We start from the raw sequence: 21,346 nt of genomic DNA, 5'->3' as shown, positions 1-21,346 counted from the left end.
TTCTCAATTTACCATGAAAGTGATCGTACTGTCAGGCGTCGATCTTTGCCATCGCCTCTTTGATCTGGTCGGACAGCGTCATTGGATCAAACGGCTTGGTGATCACCTCGACATTGCCCATCGCCCGCAGTTCGTCTACGTCAGATTGCTGGGTCCGTGCGGTCATAAAGATCGCCGGAACCTCGGCCAGATGTGGCATCTTGCGCATATGTTGAAGCGTTTGAAGTCCGGTCATGCCCGGCATCATCATGTCCAGAAGGATCACATCAGGTGTTGAGTTCTCAACCTCGGACAATGCCTCATCACCGGATTCACATTGAATGATGGCAAACTCTCCCGAGATGCCAAGCGCCATCATCGCTATTTCCCGGATATCAGCATCGTCTTCGACATGAAGTAAGTTGATCATCTGCGTTCCCTTTTACGAGGCTTCGCGGAACTCTTCTTCTGCCCTGTCGCCATCTTCTGCGCACTGCGCCTGCGGGAGAACAAAATAGAACGTCGTGCCGACATTCTCTTCCGTTTCAAAGCCTATAGTGCCTCCTAGACTTTCCACGATGGCTTTGCAAATACTCAAACCCAAACCGGTGCCACCTTTGGAAGATCTATCTGAATTTTCCAGATCTGCAAAGCGTTCAAAAATCTTGTGATGATCGCTGCTTGGAATGCCCGGCCCCTCATCGGTGACCGACACGCGCAGGCTTTCGTCAAGCTGCTGCACTTCGATAACAATCTTGCCATTTGGTTTGGAAAACTTGCAGGCGTTGGACATGAAATTCGTCAAAACCTGAATGATCCGAGTGGAATCAGTCTTGATTGGCAATGGCTTATCGATGCCCTTGGTTTCAACCTTAAGCGCAAAGCGTTGTTGCAGCATTTCGGTGGCGTGGTTGGTCTCGCGCACCAGTTCGGACATGTCACTGTCCTGAAGGTCAAAGTCCATCCGACCGGCCGATATTTTCTCAAGGTCAAGAATATCGTTAATAATCAAAACCAAGCGATCTGCGTTGCGGTGCGCGATGCCCAGCAGCGCCAGCGCTTTGTCTGGCAACTCACCCGTGGCGTTGGACAGCAACAGCCCCATGGAGCCTTTGATGGATGTCAAAGGAGAACGCAATTCGTGGCTCACCATTGCGATAAAGTCAGACTTCTTGCGCTCTTCTGCCAAACGGTCAGAGATGTCGTTCAGCAAGATCAGGAAACGGTCTTCGGCATTCTTGACCCGCAACAGCTTGATGCTCGCATAAAACGGCTTGCCTTTCAGCACCGTTTCGAAATGGGTCATGCCCTCGCCGTTTTCTTTCAACTCACGGCAAGCGCTGACAATCGCCTTGGCGCCGCGATCCTGAGCAATATCGCCCAATGATTTTTCTTTATAGTTCTGCTTGGTCCAGTCGGTGCGGCGCATCGCCGCCCTGTTCATATAGGTAAACCGTTCGCTGTCAGCATCGACGATCCAGATGTCGTCGCGCAGCTCTTCCAATGTCTCCATTGTTTCCTGCTCGGCCAACAGCTTTTTCGTGCGGGTGATATCGGTCCGCGCGGCGATGGATCCAGTCCATTCGCCCATCGCGTCAAACAGCGGGATAACCGTTGTATGGGTGTGCATCACCGTGCCGTCCTTGCGGCGCAGCGGCGTCTCACCCTGCCATGTCTCACCGCGCAGCAATGTTCCGCGGATCTCGTCCGCTTTGGATTGGCCGTTGCTTTCGCAGTATAGGATCTTGACGGGTTTGCCGATCAATTCGTCACGGCGATAGCCGGTGACGTCAAGAAACTGGTCATTGGCCTCGCTCACGCAATGATTTGTATCGACAACATTAACCATCACGTGACGGTCCAGAACGCCCAACCGTTGGGTCAAGGCGACATTATCAATGTTGGCTTGTTGTCTTACGGCATGTCGGTTCAGCAAGATCGGGATCAGCCCCGCCAGTGTAACCGCGCCGCCGATGGGGATGAAATAATCCAATGGAGCAGCAAGCAGGGCACTGGTGGTGGCATACCAACCGGTTGCCGCCACCGTACCAAACGCAAATGCCTTGGCGGAGGTCTTGCTAGAAGTAATGTCTGCCACAATCCTGCCCTCATACTCAAATCTGTATCGTCTTCGCCCGCTTAAATGACCGGGACGCAACTCAACATTTTTGAAACCATGCACAGGTAAACTGGCAAGAATGTGGCAGTCGCAATGATTTTGTCAAAAAGATCGCAGATCCGGCCTTTATGATGCGTTTGCCACACGCGATGAGACATATTCTGCAATGGTCGACAGCTCCGTCCGGGATTTCTCCAGATTGACAGTCACGCGGCTGTCGCGGCGTCTATTGCCGTCAGAAGACAGCCCAAGAACTGTGACATTGGGTAAACGCTCGTTGATGTCATCCAGCAAAACGGCAGCATCCCCGTCCGGCAAAGACCAATCAACGATGAGCATGTCCAGATTGCCGTTTTCGATACATCTGCGTGCCTCTTCGAGGTTGCCCGCATGAGTGACATCGGCAACCTTGGATAGGCCAGATTTCACCACTTCGGCAAAGTCGAAATCATCTTCGATATGCAGCACACGGGCCTTGCCACGTCTTGGCAGGCGTTTAACTTTCGGCGCAGCGACCGGATCGTTCATGTCATCCTCGTCGTTCGAGGGATAGGTGAACCAGAACACCGTGATGCCATCCGGAGCGCTTTCAAAGCCGATCTCGCCCTGATGGCGCGATACGATCTGTTTGGTGATGTTCAGGCCAAGTCCGGTGCCGCCCTTGGCGCGGGTGTCCGAACTGTCTGCCTGAGAAAACGCCTGGAACATCAAAGGTTTGAAATTTTCAGGAATACCGGGGCCGCGGTTTTGGATGTAGACGATGATCTTGCCATCCAGTTGCTCTGCCTTAATCAGCACCTCGGTTTCCGGGTCCGAGTATTTGCAGGCATTGGAGATCAAATTTGCCATCACTTGCTTGGTCCGGTTGAAATCGGCACTTACGTTCAGGGGCAAGTCCGGATGTTCAAACCGCAAAGTGTTCTTGTGGGTGGTCGCAAAGGGCGAATTCTCCTTCACCGCCTCGTTGATCAACGAAGTCATATCGAGATCCTGAAAGACAAAATCCACCTCACCGGAAGAGATTTTCTCAAGATCCAGAATGTCGTTTACAATGGTTGTCAACCGTTCGGTGTTGGACAGCGCGATATCAATCAAACGCTTTTTGGCGTCCTCCATCTGTTCCGTGCCGGTGGCCAGAACCAAGCCCAGGGCGCCCTTGATCGAGGTCAGTGGCGTGCGCAATTCATGACTGACGGTGGAGACAAATTCATTCTTGATCTGCTCGATTTTTTTCTGATCCGTGATGTCGATGATCTGCGAGATGAAGTAATGTTCACCTTTGTTTTTGTCATAGGCCCATGTGATGTGAAACAAGCCCCAGCGTTCGCTGTTGTTGCGCGTCACGATGCGATGTTCGGCAGTATAGACGTGATTGTCATCGCTGTTCATGAGATTGCTGATCTCTGAATACAACTTTTTACGCTCATCCTTTGACATCATGTCTGGCATACGCACCGTGGTCAAAAGCTCGTCTTCCTTATAGCCGGTGAGCTTGCAAAAGGCATTGTTCACGCCGAGAAAATGGCCGTTGTTGTCCATCAAGACCATGCCGATCGGTGCGGCGGACAACACCTGACGGAAGCGTTTCTCGCTGGCCTCAAGGGCATGTTGGGAATTGTGCAGTTCGGTGATATCGGCCTGCGTTCCGATCATTCTCAGGGCTTTGCCCTCTTTGTTGCGATTTACCACAACCGCCTCGGATCGCATCCAACGCCATTCGGTGTCCGAGAACTTGATCCGGTACTCGGAAATAGAACGGGCTGTTCGCCCTTCAATGCAGGCGGTGTCATTGGCAGTGAGCGCCGGCAGATCATCGGGATGGACGCGGCTCATGAAGTTGTCTTGCGAGTCAAAGTCGTTTCGGTCGGGGTCGATCCCCATAATCTCGCACCAGGTATCCGTGACGTTGGAATGGCCGGTCTCAAGGTTCACATCAAAAACGCCGATCCCTGCCCCTTGCAGGGCCTGATCATAGCGGATCTTGGTGATCCGGATCTCTTCGCGTGCTTCTGTTTCGCGCGTGAGGTCACGCACAATCGCTGTGACACGCGAGGCGCCTTCGAATGTGGTCCATTCATTGTAATGAAGATCCAGAACCAACTCTGCCCCGTCGCGGGTCGTGCCGCGTGCATTGACCCCTGACGTTTCCTCTTGATCGTCCGAAGCCGACACCAGATCATCAAAGAGCAAGCCCTTGATCTGCTGCGGCGAATATCCAAAACCCTCTTGGGCGGCCTGGTTGGCAAACAGGATCTTTCCTTGTCCATCAAGGATAAAGACAGCCGTTACAGCGTTTTCGACAACAGCGCGATTTTCTTCTTCGCGGGCGTTGATCTGCCGCTCGCGCAACTGGGCCAGCTCATGTGTTGCGTCACCGCGAATGCGCAGGCTGCGCACCGAAAACACAAGCATGCCCGAAAGGATCAGCCCACCAATCAGAAGCGTCCAAGCCATTGTGTTGCGGAAACTTGCCTCAAACGGTGTAGTGCTTTCATAAAGGACGGTCCATTGGCGCCCATAATTCTCAAATGTATAGGTTGAGGAATACCGCCCGCTTGGCGCCTCGCTGTCGGATTCGCTGGCGTAGATCAGTTGATCCATATCCGCCGTAGGGCCATCGAAAACGGAAAACTGATATACGACCCCTTGATTGGCGGTCAGATTGGTCAGCAGATTGCGCCCCACAAACGGGGCATAGACGAAGCCTTTGAATGGCGAGGTTGCCGGATCAGGCCGCGATGTGGGATCATCATTAGCATAGACAGGCCGCAGCAACAAAAAGCCCGGCTGGCTGCTGTGTTCCTGCACGAGCAAAATGCGCGGCGTCAGCTGCGGCTGCCCGGTGTCCCGCGCCGCATTCGCCGAATTTCGGCGACCTTCTTCAAATGAGATATCAAGGCCAAGCGCCTCAACATTGGGGCCGATCGGGGAAATCCTGTTGATGATGTACTTTTGCGCATTGTCCGTCAGCGGATGAATATCGAGATCCGGCTCACCCAGTGCGGCCATCTCATCAATCAGTTCTTGTTCCTGCCCGGCCTTTATCGGGGTGATGTAGCCAATACCATTGATCCCCGGCAGATACTTTTCAATTTCCAGCTGTGCGACAAAGCCATCAAATTCATCGCGGGTGACTTCATCCGAAGCGCCCAGAAACGCGGCAGTCGCATTGAGACTGCTCAGATAGGTGTCCATCCGAATTTGCAGGCTTTCGAGGCTGTCATCGGTCAAGCGCCGGAATTCGGCGTTTGCAACCATGGCGTTCGTTCGAACGCTGTTTGCAAAGAGGCCCAGAATGACCAGAACACAAACACATCCCAGCAGTATCTCAAGTTTGCGCAATTGATCGCACCTTGTTTTTGTGACTGCCGAGCGATGCAAAGCTTCTGCTTCAATCACGACCCTGCATCAAATCAAGTCAATTGTTACGTTCTCGCCTTAGTTGATAGGTAGCTTTTTTAAACCAATCAATCAAATTCCCCGAGAGGACAGACAAGAGCAGTAATCTGCGGCACTTTCGCCCCTCAGAATTAACCCAAGATTAACTTGGTCGGAATTTCTTCTATTCATGATTGAGGTAAGAACACTGCCGTTGAGGGGCCTTCAGCGATCAAGCTGGCTTTCGGGCCGAACAAAGAACCGGATTTCGTCGTTTCGAAAGCCCAGCGCCCTTGGCCGTTTCACATCGGGCAGCACGGCCACGTCGTATAGTTCCTGCACCACGCCTTCTATTTCCAGCAGATGTTCCAGTGCACCTGTTTTCAGGTTTACTACACAAAGTCCGCATTTGGGGGTGAGCCCCTTTTGCGCCAAACGTTCGTTTAGCTTGAGCCCGTCAAACGTGCGGTTCTCACGCGGACGCGAAAGGCCAATGACTGCGTAGTCCCCGACAAAGCACAAACCACGGGCAAAACCGGGCAAGAAACAGATCGGATTGAACTGCCCCGTTGCGATATGCACTTCGCCAAATTCGCCGGTGCCGGTTTGCAGCAGCCAAAGCCGCCCTTGATGCAGGCGCGGGGAATGCGGCATCGACAGTCCCGCCGCAACAGGCGCGCCGCTTGCCACGTCAAGAACCATGCCGCCGTCCCGGCGATGGTCGCGCCAGCCATCCGCGACATTGGATTGGCCAACACAGCTGACAAAACGTGCGCCCATGTCATCAGCGGCCATGCCGTTCAGGTGGCACCGGTCTTCTGCGGTCAGCCGGTCAATGAACGGGGGGCGCCACACTTCGGTGAAACTGCCGGTTTGGCTGAGCGTGGCCAAACAATTGAACCGTGTCGCCACGAAAAGCGGTGTGCCGTCCGGCTGAACGTGGATGTCATGCACGTCAATATCGCCAGTGGTGTGCCCCGCAACCGGAACATAGGTCGCATCATATCCGCCTTGCATGACACCTGGGTCATGGAAATCCTCGAACTGCCAAAGCTGATAAAGCGATGACATCCAGAACCGGCGTTGGCCTACACCCAACCCCATGCAGTGATCAAAGGTGCGTTCAAATACTGAAAGCCTGCCGCCGGGCTGCGCACCGACCAAAAATAGCTTGCCCGCCTGATAAGTTGTAAATGCAATCGACAAATCTTGCCCTGCCAACCATTCGGCAAACGACGCTGATCCGATCAGATCAAACTGCGGGGTATCTGTCATGATCTCTCCTGCGCGATGGGGGGAGAAGCTATCTTAATGCTGCACATGGCTATGGCCATCCGCAAACAGGTCGTCGGCCCCCCCTGCCCCATCATCGCGGCCCTTACGCAATCGCAAACGGATCGTCGATGACACCAACCAGCTGCATCAAGAACTCACCCGTGTTGGGATCAAGCGCATTTTCGAAATAGGCGTCGATGGCAAAAAGTGTATCTGCAACGCTTTGCGCTGACCCGTCATAAAGCCCCATCGCGGTCTTGGCATTGTTGACCTCGGACATGCCTTTGAGAACTGCGAAATAGGCCCCGATGTCTGTCTTGGTCTCCAAATACGCCTGATCTGCCTGCTGCTGGTCGATAAACTCTTGCGTTGAACCGGGCGCAGGATCGGCCTTGGCGCCCCGCAAAACCTCAAGAATAAACGCATCACGCGCGACGAACCCGTTGTCGAGCAGCCCGACCCAGAAGTCGAAACCAGCGGCATCCGGCGTCCGGCCAAGAACATTGTTGTAGACGGTTTCAGCAAACACATTGTTGGCTGTGCCTTCGGGGTATTCCAGCTGGGTTTCCGGCTGGCCCACAAACAGTGTCGCCATCTCTTCAAGCGAGGTGCCAGTGGTAAAGGACGTCGCCCAGAAGTAGAGGCCCAGCGCATCCGGGGCGCGGTTGAAATACGCGATATAAAGCTCAATGATCGGCGCAAATTCTTCTGCCGTCAGTGAAGCCGGACCGCCAAAGATGTTCAGCGGCATAGGCTGGCCGCCAAAGATCGGCAGTTCGGTCCCGAAATCCAGGAACTCAACATCGATCAGCTCATCCGTGCCGTTGCCGCCTGGACGGCGATCAGTGATCAGCGTCCCGTCGGGGGAGAAGGTCAGAGTATAGCCCAACTGGTCACCGGAATAGGTAGCGCGGTCAATGCCCTCGCCGCCATCGACGGTGTCATTGCCCTTGCCTGGATGGATCACGTCATCGCCATCAAGGGCGCGAATGACGTCTGATCCTGCGGTGCCGTCCAGTGCCTCCGACCCTGTACCGCCGGTGATCTCTTCGCCGGTTGCGATGATCGGTCCGACACCTTCGCTGGTGACGGTTTCCGGCGTGCCAAAGCTGTCTTCGAACATGTAGATCACGGTAATGGTCTTGCCCACGTCCTCTTCGGTGAGAACATAAGTAATTCCCGTTGCCCCCGGAATATCAACGCCGTCACGTTGCCATCGGTAGGTAACGGTGTCTGGGTTGATCTTCTCGACATCCTCGACCGTTGTTGGGTCCGCCTCTAGCACCGCACCCTGTTCGGTCTCGCCGTTCACATCCGGTGTGCCGGTGGGTTCGATGTTGCCGTCGGCAAACAGGAAATCGTCAAACGTCAAAGTGTCCGGGCTCACGCCTTCGCCTTCGATCCGCAGGACGCTGCCATTGTCAAAGGTCAAGATCGCACTGCCGTCTGCGGCATTGTTCACGGCGCTCAACGCGTCAAGCAGGGCCACATCACGCAGGTCAATCCGATCCCGGCCCAGCTCAAACCCTTTCAGATCTACAAAACCGGGGATTGCCCCATTCGGGCCAGCAGTCCCATCAAAGGGGTCAAACAGGTCATCCACGCCGGGTTGCAGGTTATAAAAAATAATGACCCGCACATCAGGCACGGCAATGGCCGCACTCTGGACAAAGCTGGTGTTTCCTTGGTTGTCTGTCAGGGTGGCCTCGACCGTCAGCTGTTTTTGCGCATCATCCAGTGCCGGAAAATATTGCTCGTCAGTGTCGCCAGCAACGACACCATCAATTCGCCACACCCAATTGTCGAAATAGCCAAATTCATCATTCGTGGGCGTTGCGCCATCCAGCAGGTCATCCAACGACAGGGCCGGCAATCCATCGGCATCTTCAAGCTGGGACGCATCAAGCATGTACTCTGGATTGCCAAACACATCAAAGCTGGTCTGGATCAACAACGCCCCGGTGACGGGATCATCTTGAGGTGCCACATTGAAGGTCATGGTCGACGTCACGGACCGACCAAAGCTGTCGGCGATTCTATACTCCACCACGTCCAAAGCATCGCCAAACAGGTTTGCGTTTGGTGTGTAGGTGATTGTGTTCATATTTGCGTCGAACTGAACCACCCCATTGGCCGCAGCGCCCACATTGGTCACTGAGAACGGATCCCCTTCGGTGTCATCGTCGTTGGCAAGCGGGCTGGTGTTGCCTGCCAGGTCGATGGTGATTGTGGTGTCTTCGGCAAGGTCATAGCTGTCTGGCCGCGCAACGGGGGCGTCATTGCGGCCAACGGTGACGCTGATGGTGGCCTCGTCGAACCGTCCGGTGCCGTCACCTATTCGGTAGAGGAATGTGTCCTCACCGCTAAAGCCCGCGTCGGGGGTGTAGATCAGCTGTGTGAAATCGTCCGAGAAATCCAGCGTACCGTTCTGGGCGGTCGCATGGGCATCCAGAAAGATCGTATCGCCATCGGGGTCATTGTCGCCATCCTCAGGATTGCCCGTCGTCGATTGCAGCGGATCAAAGGTCAAGCTGCTGTCTTGTTGGACAAAAACGGATTTGTCGATGGCATTGGGATCGTCCGGAAGCGCCGCGACGTCGATGGATACGGTTGCTGTGCTTTCTTGGCCAGCGTTGTCGGTGATCACATAGGTAAAACTGTCAGGCCCGTTGAAATCCTGATCAGGTGTATAAAGCAGATTGCCGTTGGCCAGCTCGATCACACCGCCCGAATTGCCTTCGGAGAAACCAAGGATCGAGATGTCATTTTCGCCAAAGTCTAAATCATTGGCCAGCACATCAATCTCGATAGCGGTGTCTTCGTCGGTGGCGGCCGTGTCATTGAGCGCAAGCGGCGCGTCGTCCACAGCGGCAAAGTTGACGGTGATCTGTCCTTGGCTCTCTGCGCCCGTATTATCGCGCAGGGTATAGGTCAGAACCTCTGTGCCAAAAACGCCAATGGTCGGTGCGACTGTAATCGTGCCATCCTGATTGATCACAGAGGTGCTGAACGAGCCATTTGTGACGCTCACAACGCTCAAGGTGGCACCTGTGTCGGGATCGCTGTCATTGGCCAGCACGTCAATCACCAAAGGAACGCTTTCCGTGCCCTGCGCGGTGTCGTCATTGGCAATCGGATCGTCTTGAACAGAGGTGACGTTTACTATGACTGTGGCCGTACTGGTGTTGCCGCTTGTGTCCCTGATCCCGTAGGTAAAGCTGTCTTGGCCGTTGAAATCGGCATTGGGTGTGTAATGCAATGTGTCATCTGACAGCAAAACAACCCCGCCGAACGCCCCTTGCGAGAAGCCGTTCAAAGACACATCGTCTTCGCCGAAGTCGTCATCATTGGCCAGAACATCAATCGCGATCGCGGTGTCTTCGTCCGTGGTGGCCGTATCGTCAAACGCCACCGGCGCGTCATCCACAGCGCCAAAGCTGACGGTGATCTGCGCCTGACTTTCCGCACCAGCGTTATCGCGCACGGTATAGGTCAGGATTTCCGTGCCAAATGCACCCGCATTCGGCGTCACGGTGATGGTTCCATCCTGATTGATCGCAGATGTGCTGAAGGTGCCGTTGGTCACATCAACTACCGTCAAAACAGCGCCTGCATCCGGGTGCGTGTCGTTGCCAAGCACGTCGATCACCAGCGCCACATCTTCACTGCCTTGGGCTGTGTCATCATTGGCCGTTGGCGCGTCTGGCTCATCTGTTACGTTCACGGTAACCGTGGCCGTGCTGGTGTTGCCAGCGGTATCCCTGATCCCGTAGGTAAAGCTGTCTTGACCATTGAAGTTCGCGTTGGGCGAATAGTGCAACGTATCATCGGACAACTGGACAACACCGCCAAAGGCACCTTGCGTGAACCCGTTGAACGACACGTCCCCCTCACCAAAATCCTCATCATTTGCAAGGACATCAATGGCAAATGGCGTGTCTTCGCCCGTGGTGGCCACATCATCGAACGCCACTGGCGCGTCGTCTTGGCCGATCACGTTAAAGGTGATGGTCGATGTCACAATGCGCCCGAAACTGTCGATGATGGAATAGTCAACCGTATCGAGGCCCGCGCCAAAGATATTGGCGTTTGGCGTATAGGTGACCGTACCTTCAATCGCGTTAAAGGCAATCTCGCCATTCACCGCCGTGCCGATGCTTTCAAAGGCAAACGGATCGCCCTCGTTGTCGTCGTCATTGTCCAGAATGCCGCCGGGATAGGCCTCGTAGACATCAATGATAATGTTGGTGTCCTCGGTCAGATCAAAGCTGTCGGGCCGTGCGTTGGGCACATCGTTGCGATGGACAGTGACAACAATGTTGGCCGTATCAGTGCGCCCGGTGCCGTCGTCGATGACATAGTCGAAGGTATCGGTGCCAAAGAAATCCGCATCCGGCGTGTAGATCAGGCCGGATGCGTCATCTTTGAACGCGACGGTTCCACCTGCGGCTTCGGTAAAGCTGCTGATGCTGAGTGGATCACGGTCAGGGTCGCTGTCTGCATCCGCCGCATTGCCCGTCGCGGACAAACGTGGATCAAACATCACCGTGCTGCCCTGCTGAAGCTCGACGGTGAAATCCTTGGCAACCGGATCATCCGGCTGCGGGTTTACGGCGATGAACACCTTTGCGCCGCTGACCTTGGCATCATGATCGGACAGGACGTATTTGAAACTGTCTTCGCCATCAAAATCCGGGTCCGGCGTGTAAAGCAGGTTGCCGTTACCAAGCAGCTCAACCGCGCCATGGCTCGGCGCTGTGAAGCTGTCCACAAAGATATCTTCTTCGCCAAAGTCTTCGTCATTGGCGCGCACATCAATTTCGATAGAGGCATCTTCATTGACCGCAACATGGTCATCAAAGGCGACCGGCGGATCGTTCACCTGGTCAAAGGTCAGCGTCAGCGTGGCCTGTCTTTCGACGCCATCGGCATCGCGCATCGTGTAGGTCAGAACTTCGGTGCCGAACTGTTCTGCAATTGGCGTCACGGAAATGGTGCCGTCTGCGTTGATCTTTGAGGTGCTGAATGTGCCGTTTGTAACATCCACGACAGTCAGAACATCACCCTCATCCGGGTCGATGTCATTGGCCAACACATCCACGATCTGGACCAAGTTTTCCGGCCCTCTGGCAAAGTCATCCACTGGCATTGGCGCATCATTGACCGGCGTGATTGTCACCGCGATGTAGGCTGTTGCTTCGGCGCCTCTTGCGTCACGAACGGTATAGGCAACGATGTCATCACCCGTTGCGTTCAGATCACCGGTGATCGTGATCGTATCGTCGGTAAAGCTGATCTCGGTCTTGTCTCCGAGATAGGCATCGACAATCGAAAAGGCATCGTCCTCTTCATCCGTGACACCCACCAAGGGCGACAGCGTCACAGAGTTTTCTTCGACAATTGTAACCGCCAGATCGGTGATCTCGGGTGCATCATTTACCTCGACCACGTCGATATTTACGGCTGTGGCGACAGAAGCCACGCCGTCTTCGTCGATCAGCTGGTAGGTAAAGAACACCGGCCCGAGAAACTGATCTGCCGCCGTGAATGTCACTGTCTTGTCGTCATTGACAGTGAGTGTTCCCGCCCCGCCAATGGTCGCGGTGAAAAAGCTGTAGGTCAGATCATCGCCATCGGCATCAAAATCATTGGCTTGCAGATCCATCCGCAGCGGCATGTCCTCAAAGGCGGTATAGCTGTCCGGCTCGGCCATTGGTGCGTCGTTGACGTTCTCAACCGGGCCAAGCAGATCACTTTGCACTCTGCCCGCATTGCCGAAGTTATCGACGTAATCCAACGTCACATAAAACTCGCCGTCCACATCGGCCTGCGTCAACAGATAGGTCGCCTCTGTCGCCCCCTGTACCGGCGTGCCGTTGCGATACCATTGGAAATCCAGCGTCGCAAAGCCGTCACCGTCCGAGAGGCCATCCATATTTGCGGTAAGCGTTTCGTCTTCTTGCGCCAGCCCCGTGATCTCAATCGTGCCGAGGGTTGGCAGGTCAGAAAACGGCGTGCCGAAGATCAGCTTGCTGGGCGAACTGCTTGCCCCGATAAGGAAATCCGCGCCGCCATCGTTGTTCACATCGCCCGCATAACGCACGATGCGGCCCGATCCATCGCCCTCAAATCCGTCGACAACAAACCCGTCCAGATCGGTGAGGTCTTCAAGCTCAAAGACACCGCCAAATCCTTCGGTGCGCCCGTAAAGGACAAAAGTTTGGCCGGTGTTGAGGTTAGTATTAGTGCTCTCGCCCGTGTCCTGATCGTAAACAACCTCGCGCGAAAACGTGCTTGTTCCGATCACAATATCCGCAATCCGGTCATTGTTCAGATCATCCACGATCTCGATTGCACCGCCGCCGGTGATGGATTTGAAATCACTCGGGGTATTGGGATTTGGTGAATTGTACCCTTCGGGGAGCGCCAGCGTGAAGACTGTGCCATCTGTCCCGTCCAGATCTGCCAGACTGACCCGCCGGCCCGTACCGCCATCATCCAGATCAAAGCTTTCGCCCATCGGATCGCCCGACCCGAACAACACATAAGCCCGTTCATTCAGATCACCCTCAACCGCGCTGCCGAAGGGGCCTTTGTTGATCGCGCGGGAAACCATAATGACAACGTCATCAAACCCGTCCCCGTTGACGTCACCGCCGCCTTGGACGACGCCGCCCGTACGGCTTTGGCCACCGTCAATGTCACCGTCGATCAAAAAGCCCTGATCGGCGGTCATCTGTTCCAGGTCGATGCTGCCTGCGAAGGGCTGGTCACTGCCAAAGAGGATGAAAGCCCCGCCGGTCCATGTGTAACTAGAGCCATCGGGGGAAGCGACGCTGTGGAAGCGCGATCCAATAATGAGGTCGTCAAAACCATCGCCGTTGACGTCACCGGCAGATGCAAGTGAATCGCCGGGATTGGTGAAGTAGTTGGGGCCAAGCAGGGTAAAGCCGTTGGTGCCATCCAGATCCGCACCCGTGATCGTCGCAGGCAGTGGATCAGCCGCGTCAGAGCCGAACACAACATGTGTGGTACTGCCGTAATATGCCCCGTCACTAACGATCATGTCGTCGATGCCGTCGCCGTTGATGTCAAAACCGCCCTCAATGAACTGCTGGCCGTTTGCGCCGTCCATCGCCAGCTTGACGCCTTCTGTTGCGCCTAGGCCACCAAGATCGACGTGATCTGCAAAATCACCATCTCGGCCAAAGATGACGTGGGTGGATCCTGAGGTGCCCACCATGAAATCATCAATGCCGTCGTTGTTGACGTCACCCGCCGCAGCAAGGGAAATGTTAGCATCCCCCGTTTCTGCAAGAACCGAGAAACCTTCATCAAGATCCAGCAGGAATGGCTGGGTCAGCGGGTCAAAATCCGCGTCATCCTTGCCATAGACCACATAGGCAATCGGCGTAATCGTGGCATTGAAGGTCCGATCAGTCCAACCCACCATGAAATCGTCTATGCCGTCGTTGTTGACGTCACCCGCCGCCGAGACCGCAATGATCTCGGGGAATTCAAAGCCGTTGCTGCCGAGGCCCAGATCGATCTCCACAGGGTCGGTTTCGCCGGTGTCAAAGGGCACAATCGGCAGATCGTTGATCTGCGTTCCAATCAAACGAAGGGAACCGCCATCGGACAATCCGATCAGGGTATCCGCGTTATCAATGGTGACCGTCATCAGATCGCGCTCGGCTTCGGTCAGCAGGGACGTGTCGATGAAATCTTTGGCCCCGTCGAAATCATAGGCAACATCCGCGCCCATGTCTGCGTGCACAAAAATCGTGTTAACGCCGTTGCCGCCAAAATGCGTATCGTCGCCCTCGCCGCCATTGTAAAAATCGTTGAAAACGCCGTTGCCGCCCACAAGGGAGTCTTCGCCCGCGCCGCCAAATAGGGTGTCATCCCCCTGTCCGCCAGTGATACTGTCGTTGCCACCATCACCTTTGATCAGGTCGTTGCCGTCATCTCCAGAGAGGGTGTCTTCGCCTTCAAACCCTCTGAGGGTATCGCCCAAATGGGTGCCGTCCAGATCATCATCGCCGCCAAACACCGCGACCTGATAATAGGTCCAATTGGCTTCGGTCATTAGATCTAGAGGTCTGAAAATTCCTGACAGATAAAACTGCACGTCTGACGGCGCATCGCCCGGCACGACCGCCAGAACGTCTACTTGGCTCGTGGCCGGATCCGAGAAACCGGAGCCAAGGAAGGTGCCCGCGCCATTGGCACCAAAGGCGGTTGAGAAGTTGTAGATAACGTCGTTGGCGCCGGGCGCACTGGCCACATGCACAAATTGCGCGCCGTTTGAAGCATCCGACATGTCGATGCCGTGGATGATATCACCCTCGACGCCCGGCACAATCACGCTGCCCGTTGGAGCAAAAACCGTGGTGGTCAGATCGTCCCAGGTTAGGAACTGGTCGGTGAAATCAAATTTTTCGATGTTGGCCGCACGGTTTGTAACGTCATCGAAAGTGATAGTCAGATAGCCCTGATCGTCAAAATCAAAGGTGCTGCCTTCAAAATCATGGCCAAGGACCAGAATATCCGCGCCCGCCTTGCCATCAAATGTGCTGCCGCCGGTGCCGTCGGTTGGGTTGCTGTTGCCATCCAAAAGCCGCAGACCGGTATAGAACTCGTTCACACCATCATTGCCGATGGCATGCACGCTGGCCCCATCTGCCACCGCGAGCAGTTCGACATTGTCCGGCAAAGTATAATCAACGGTCGTATGGACCGCATCATAGCCGCCATCGGCCGCTTCACCAAAGATAACGTCGATGGTTTCGTTGATCAGATAAGTGTCGCCATCGGCGCCGCCAAGAAGGGTATCCTCGCCCAATCCGCCATCCAGCGTATCGCGCCCGCCCTTGCCGACCAGCACGTTTGCCGCGTCAGAGCCGATGATCGTATTGGCCTCATCGTTGCCTGTGCCTGTGGTCACGTCTGTTCCGGTCAGGATCAGCGTTTCCACATGATCTGGCAGGGCAAAATCCACTGAACTTTCGGCAGTATCGTCGCCTTCATTCTCCAGTTCGGTAACAATCTCTGTGCTGTCATCAATGATGAACGTGTCATCGCCCATACCGCCGATAAAACGGTCGCGCCCTGTGCCGCCAATGAGACGATCATCGCCGCCCTGGCCTTGCAACAAATCGTTTCCTTCACTGCCAAGCAGCAGGTCCGCACTGTCCAGGCCTTGCACAATGTCGTTGCCGCCACGCCCGTCAAGCGTGTCGGGTACCGGCGTCCCGACCAACACATCGGACCCTTCGGTGCCATCCTTTGCCAGCGCTTTTATCTCGGCAAATGTTTTGTCACCGTCCTCAAAAGACAGGATCTCAATATCGTCCGCGATAAAGTCGACCGACGTCAGAACATCGCCCTCAAAGCGCATGATGTTGACGCCATCGGCAAAGCCCTGAATTTGACTGATATCTCTGAAATCAAAGCCAAAGACGACCGTATCGACGCCATCATAGCCGCGGGCGTTGTCGTTGCCGTCGCCCAGCACGATGGTGTTGTCCAAATCATTCCCGCTTAGTGCGTCGGACTGCCCTGACCCGATCAGGTTCTCCATATTGGAGATCTGATCACCTTCCGCTTCGCCGCCCGCGAAGGTCATCATCTTGAGATCAACCGAGACGCCAAATTCGGAGAAGGCATAGCTCATTGTGTCGATGCCATCGCCTCCATCGATCACATCGCCGCCCAGACCGCCATAAAACACTGTGTTCTCGGCGTTGCCTACGATCCGATCCGCGCCCTGTGATCCGGCAATCCGTTCGATATTGGTAAATATATCAACAGCTTCTTCAAAACGTTCGACAACATCGACTTCTTGCTCTGGCAACAACAGGTTTGGCAGGAATGGAATGTCATCCGCGTCGCTTGTCTGGGTTGCATAGTTCAGGTTCAGGAACTTCCAAACACGTTCCGGCGTGATGGTGCCGCGCGGAACATAGACATCATCGTCCGGGTCATCATCGCCTTGATCAAAGACCTCATAAGTGTTGCGCAGCTCGGTGGTGCCGGTGCTGATTGTGGTTTGCTCAACATAGCCGTCAAACGTGGTTTCTGTTAGGCTGTCGCTCCAGATGAACAGATCGACGGGTGTGTATGACCGCGCAATACCGGACGTATCGCCTGCCCGTTCGCCAACACCTGCCATGGTGATCTGAACGCCGAGTTCCAGAACGCCATAGTCGATCGTGTCGAAATCCGCGCCCCCATCCAGGAAGTTGATACCCGCCCCGCCAAAGAGCGCATCATCGCCTGCGCCGCCTTCAACCGTGTCATCACCAACGCCCCCAATCAGCAGATCCTCACCATCGCGGCCCTGCAACAGGTCATTGCCGGTAGAACCAGCCAGCAGGTTATCGCCTGAATCACCGCGCAATGTATCGTGGCCCACACCGCCGGTGAGGTTTTCGATGCTGATCAGAATGTCCGTGCCCGCTTGCCCGGTTTCGAGATCCGCAACGATGTCAGAGGTGTCATTGGTCAGACGTTCCACACCGCCCTTGGGGTGAACCTGATAGAAGTTCCACGATGCCGTATCAATCCCGGCGCCACCGTCCAACAGATCGCCGCCATTGCCGCCATGCAGGTTGTCATTGCCGGCACCGCCATAAAGAAAATCGTTGCCATCCCCGCCAAAGAGGTTGTCCGCACCGCCCAGTCCCAACAACACATCAATGCCGTCCCAGCCGACAATCTCGTTGAACTCTTCGTCGCCCGTGATCGTATCTTCGAATTGGGTGCCTGTGACGTCTTCGATGCCCCCCACCAGAATATCGCCCTCGGCATAGCCACCATCGAGTTGTTTGGTACTGAGATTGACGATGACACTGGCGCGGCTGGTCTCGAACGTGAGCCTGTCCAGCCCCTCGCCGCCCTCAAAGCTTTCGCGGAAATCGCCCGCGACAAAGACATCATTGCCCGCCCCGCCCGACAGTGTGGTGATCTTGTCTTTCTCATAAAGACGTTCAAATGTGATATCGCCATTGGTGGGGTTGTAGGTGCCCAACACGTCATCGCCATCGCCGCCAAACAGCTCACCAGTGGTGAACTGACTGACATAAAGCACGTCGTCGCCGCCATTGCCCTCAAAGATAACCGGAGACAGAATATAACCGCCGGTGATGATATCGCGTTGTTCTGATCCGATGATATGCTCGAACGCAGAAAACTCAGACGCAACACCGCCCGCATCTGGGGTGCTCGGATTGGCCTGAAAGGCCAGTGGCACATCGCCAATTTCCGTCGGGACGATATCGCCTTCTTCAACGCCGTTCACGCCAACAGTTTGCTGAATAAACAGCGGATCATCCACATCAGAGCGCAGGATATCCTCTTTGCCGATCAACGACCCCAGAGGGGTAAGCGGACTGATGTGGACATGCCACGCAAAATCGCTGTTGCGCAGATCAAGAACATCGACGCCCTCCATCGGCAGACGCAGGTCATTGGGCGCGTCGTCACCATGAAGCTCATCGCCATCAACGGTGTTTTCGTCCCAAATGCGGACCGTGTCGCTTTCGCTGCCGCCATAAAAAAGGTCCGGCGAAAAGGCATGTGAGGTGAAGACGTCCGCGCCTTCACCGCCATAAAACACGTTGCCGATATCTGTCTCATCGGCAAACAGCTGATCGTCACCACCATTGCCGTAGATGTGCTGACTTTTGCCGCGCAGTGAAAAGATGTAGTCGCCACCCGTGCTGCCGACGATGAACTCAATATCTTCAAGGTAATCAACGCCGTAGCGATCACCGACAGACACGCTGGTCTGGTATTTGGCGACCTGCTGCTGGCCCGGATCCGAGGTTTGCACAACCACAATACCGCCCGGCATGTCGTTGACATTAAAGGCATCAAAACCAGTTGTGGCGAAATCCGGGAATTCAACGCTTTGGTCGTAGAGGGACGAAATCGCGAAGGTCGAGTATTTGACCGTGCCGTATCCGCCTGCCGTATCGTTAAAGTCATCATCGCCCAGACCGCCGATGTATACGTTAGCGCCAGTGCCGCCTTCGATATAATCGTCACCCCAATCACCGATCAGAATGTCGTGGCCAGAGCCGCCATAGATCTCGTCATTGCCATCAAGGCCGCGGATCATGTCGTTGCCGGCGCCGCCATCAAGGCGGTTTACCGCGTCATTGCCGATGATGATGTCATGATTGTCGGACCCGACAACGTTTTCGATGCCTTGGATCACACCTGCATTGTAGGTCACGGTCTCTGATGTGATGCTACCATCGGGATGCTGAGTGTTGATGGTCACGGGGTCATTGATGTCATTGCCATCATAATCCGCGTGAAATTCCACAGACGGTGGAATATAGAACGCCTCTCTGTCGTTTGGATTTGTCGAGCCGAGATAGACCCGCACGTCACCGCTCGCCAGATTGTAATCCACTGTGTCGATGCCGCCGGAATCGATAATCAAATCACGGTCATAACCATCAGGGCTGACCACATAAACATCGTCACCCTCGCCGCCGAACAGCGCATCGCCATCATACTTGCGCCGCGTGATGCGCCCATTGCCCCCACTGGACAGCTGATCATTGCCGCCACCCGTAATGAGGATATCAAGCCCAAAGGCGCCATAGACCCAATCGCGTTGCCCATCGAGCGTAAGCGGCAATTGCCCGCCAATGGGGTCTAGGTTGGTGGCATAGGGAGAGACATAAGCAATCTCGCCATCTTCGCTGCGGGTCTCGATCAGTTGGTCAAACAGCCGCAGGTCCAAACCGTCATCGGCAAAGATGATCAGTTCGATATTCTTGAGGATGTCCTTGCCGTCATTGCGCTGTGTGACAACGCCGTCCACAGTGATGGTCTCGCGGGTGTCGACAACAATCCAATCGCCGGTCGCCACGCCGTCGCTGATAACGGCAGTGTAATTGTAATCTTCGCGGTTGCCAGCGTAGATCACACTGTCGGGGCTCTCGTCGTCTTCGTCTCCGTTCGGGTTGTCCGTGCCGCCGTCGATAATATCATTGCCGCCACCGCCGGACAGAATATCCCGGCCCGTGCCGCCGTTCAGTGTATCGTCAAAATCACCGCCAAAAATGTTGTCGTTGCCGCCAAGCCCATCGAGGGTCAGGCTGCCCGTGGCATTCATGGACCCGTTAAGCGTATTGTCCTCATCTGTCCCGATGGACAGGCTTTCGGGGAAGTTCGGATTGTTGATCGTTGCGAGGATACTTTCATATTTCGCAACAATTTCAGTCTCGTAAAAGTCCTGAATTTCCTCAAGGAACAATTTTTCCAGCTTTTCGGCCAGACCGTCCAACAGATCAATATTTGGCAAAAGCGATGTGATTTCGTCAGCGGCCTTTTCCAGCAAGGCCGTGATCCCAATCTTGTCGATAATCCATTCCAGCGCCGCCTCAACCGGAGCCAGCAGGAAGCTAAAGAATGACCCCATCAGATCCAGCACCGGACCGAGGTAGTCCAGAACGGTCTCTAGTGGATCGGTGATCTTGCTGACCACATCGGTGATCGCGCCCAGCGATTCCGCAAGATCGACAATGATATCCAGAAGGTTATTGTCCAGCTTGGACGACAGCTCTTCCATGGCCTGGTCGATTTCTGACAATTGCGTGACAAGCACCAGCAGGGGGCCATTAATACTATCAGCTTGAGAAATGCGCACTTCGGCCAGTTGGACGGCAATCGCACGGGCATCAGAGGAGTTCTTATCCAGAAACTCAACCCCGGTTGAAAACTGCGATTCAGCAGGCGCAAGATTTTGTTCGGCGCTGGCGAGTTTGCGCGAGTAGGCTTCTGCTGCGACTCCCAAGGCATTTGTGGCCTTGTTGATGTTACCCAGCTGTTTTTGAACCTTGAAAAGGAAATCCCCGATCTTGGTTGACGTCCCCTCCAACGCGTCAATCTTGGTTTCCACCTTTTTGGTGTATTTGATGACCTTCTCAGCAACTTTGTCGGTCACCTTGGCTGCAGGGCGTGTAAAGGATACTGATTTCAGCGTATCTGAAATATCCTCAACGACCTTGGCGGCTTTTTCGAGCTTTTTGACCTTATCTTTGAGCTTTTCAACGGATTTGAAGGGTCTGGAGGCCAGCTTGACCACCTTTTTTGCGCTCCCTGCGGCGTCCGCCACGGACCATGAAATGCTGGCCGCGTCACGCAGCTTTACGGCAGCAGATTCTTGTAGTGTTTCGTCGTTTTCCATTCCGTCCCCACCAAAATAAGAGGGTCCAACGGTTCAAAATACGCCCCCGCCGAACGCTGCCATAGCCCCCGACAATCGAAATCTCGACCTGAATACCGGAACGACGTTACACAAGAAACTCTGGTATCTTGGGTAGCCGACAGCAATGTTGGCCGAGGCGCTGCATTTAATCAATGATATTATCGGCATGGACCGGAGTTAATAAGCAATTGCAACTACAGCAAGAAACCGCGTTACCGGCGCCACCCAACGACAAAACCCGCAGCGTCTTAGCTACGGGCGTATCAGGTATTTTTGGTTGCGGGAGTAGGATTTGAACCTACGACCTTCAGGTTATGAGCCTGACGAGCTACCGGGCTGCTCCATCCCGCGACACTTTTGTTGGC

General features: G+C 54.9%; 5 protein-coding genes and 1 tRNA gene. All 6 read right to left on the bottom strand.

Features of this window, described 5'->3' with window-relative positions:
* Positions 1–31: 31 nt before the first annotated feature.
* The 6 genes from C8N31_RS16995 to C8N31_RS16970 all read right to left on the bottom strand — a co-directional run bounded on the left by C8N31_RS16995 (position 32) and on the right by C8N31_RS16970 (position 21,332).
* Entirely contained in the window at positions 32–409 is a 378-nt protein-coding gene (locus C8N31_RS16995; RefSeq protein WP_025046494.1) for a response regulator, read from the bottom strand.
* A 12-nt stretch (positions 410–421) separates the two neighbouring features.
* Positions 422–2,077: a PAS domain-containing sensor histidine kinase gene (locus C8N31_RS16990; protein ID WP_025046495.1), complete on the bottom strand. Its 1,656-nt coding sequence runs from the start codon at positions 2,075–2,077 to the stop codon at positions 422–424.
* A gap of 147 nt (positions 2,078–2,224) precedes the next feature.
* Positions 2,225–5,329, bottom strand: a complete 3,105-nt coding sequence (locus C8N31_RS16985) for a PAS domain S-box protein (RefSeq protein ID WP_249031127.1) — start codon at positions 5,327–5,329, stop codon at positions 2,225–2,227.
* A 372-nt stretch (positions 5,330–5,701) separates the two neighbouring features.
* Complete coding sequence (locus tag C8N31_RS16980; protein WP_025046497.1) at positions 5,702–6,751, bottom strand: TIGR03032 family protein; 1,050 nt, start codon at positions 6,749–6,751, stop codon at positions 5,702–5,704.
* A 103-nt stretch (positions 6,752–6,854) separates the two neighbouring features.
* Positions 6,855–20,960, bottom strand: coding sequence for an Ig-like domain-containing protein (locus tag C8N31_RS16975; protein WP_025046498.1), 14,106 nt, complete (start codon positions 20,958–20,960; stop codon positions 6,855–6,857).
* Between the two features lie 295 nt (positions 20,961–21,255).
* Positions 21,256–21,332: transfer RNA gene (locus C8N31_RS16970), tRNA-Met, on the bottom strand.
* Positions 21,333–21,346: the final 14 nt, after the last annotated feature.

Origin of the sequence: Sulfitobacter mediterraneus (assembly GCF_003054325.1) — a bacterium.
GTDB classification, from domain to species: Bacteria; Pseudomonadota; Alphaproteobacteria; order Rhodobacterales; family Rhodobacteraceae; genus Sulfitobacter; species Sulfitobacter mediterraneus.
Note: the sequence above shows the minus strand (reverse complement) of the source record. Positions and strands in the feature narration are given on the sequence as shown.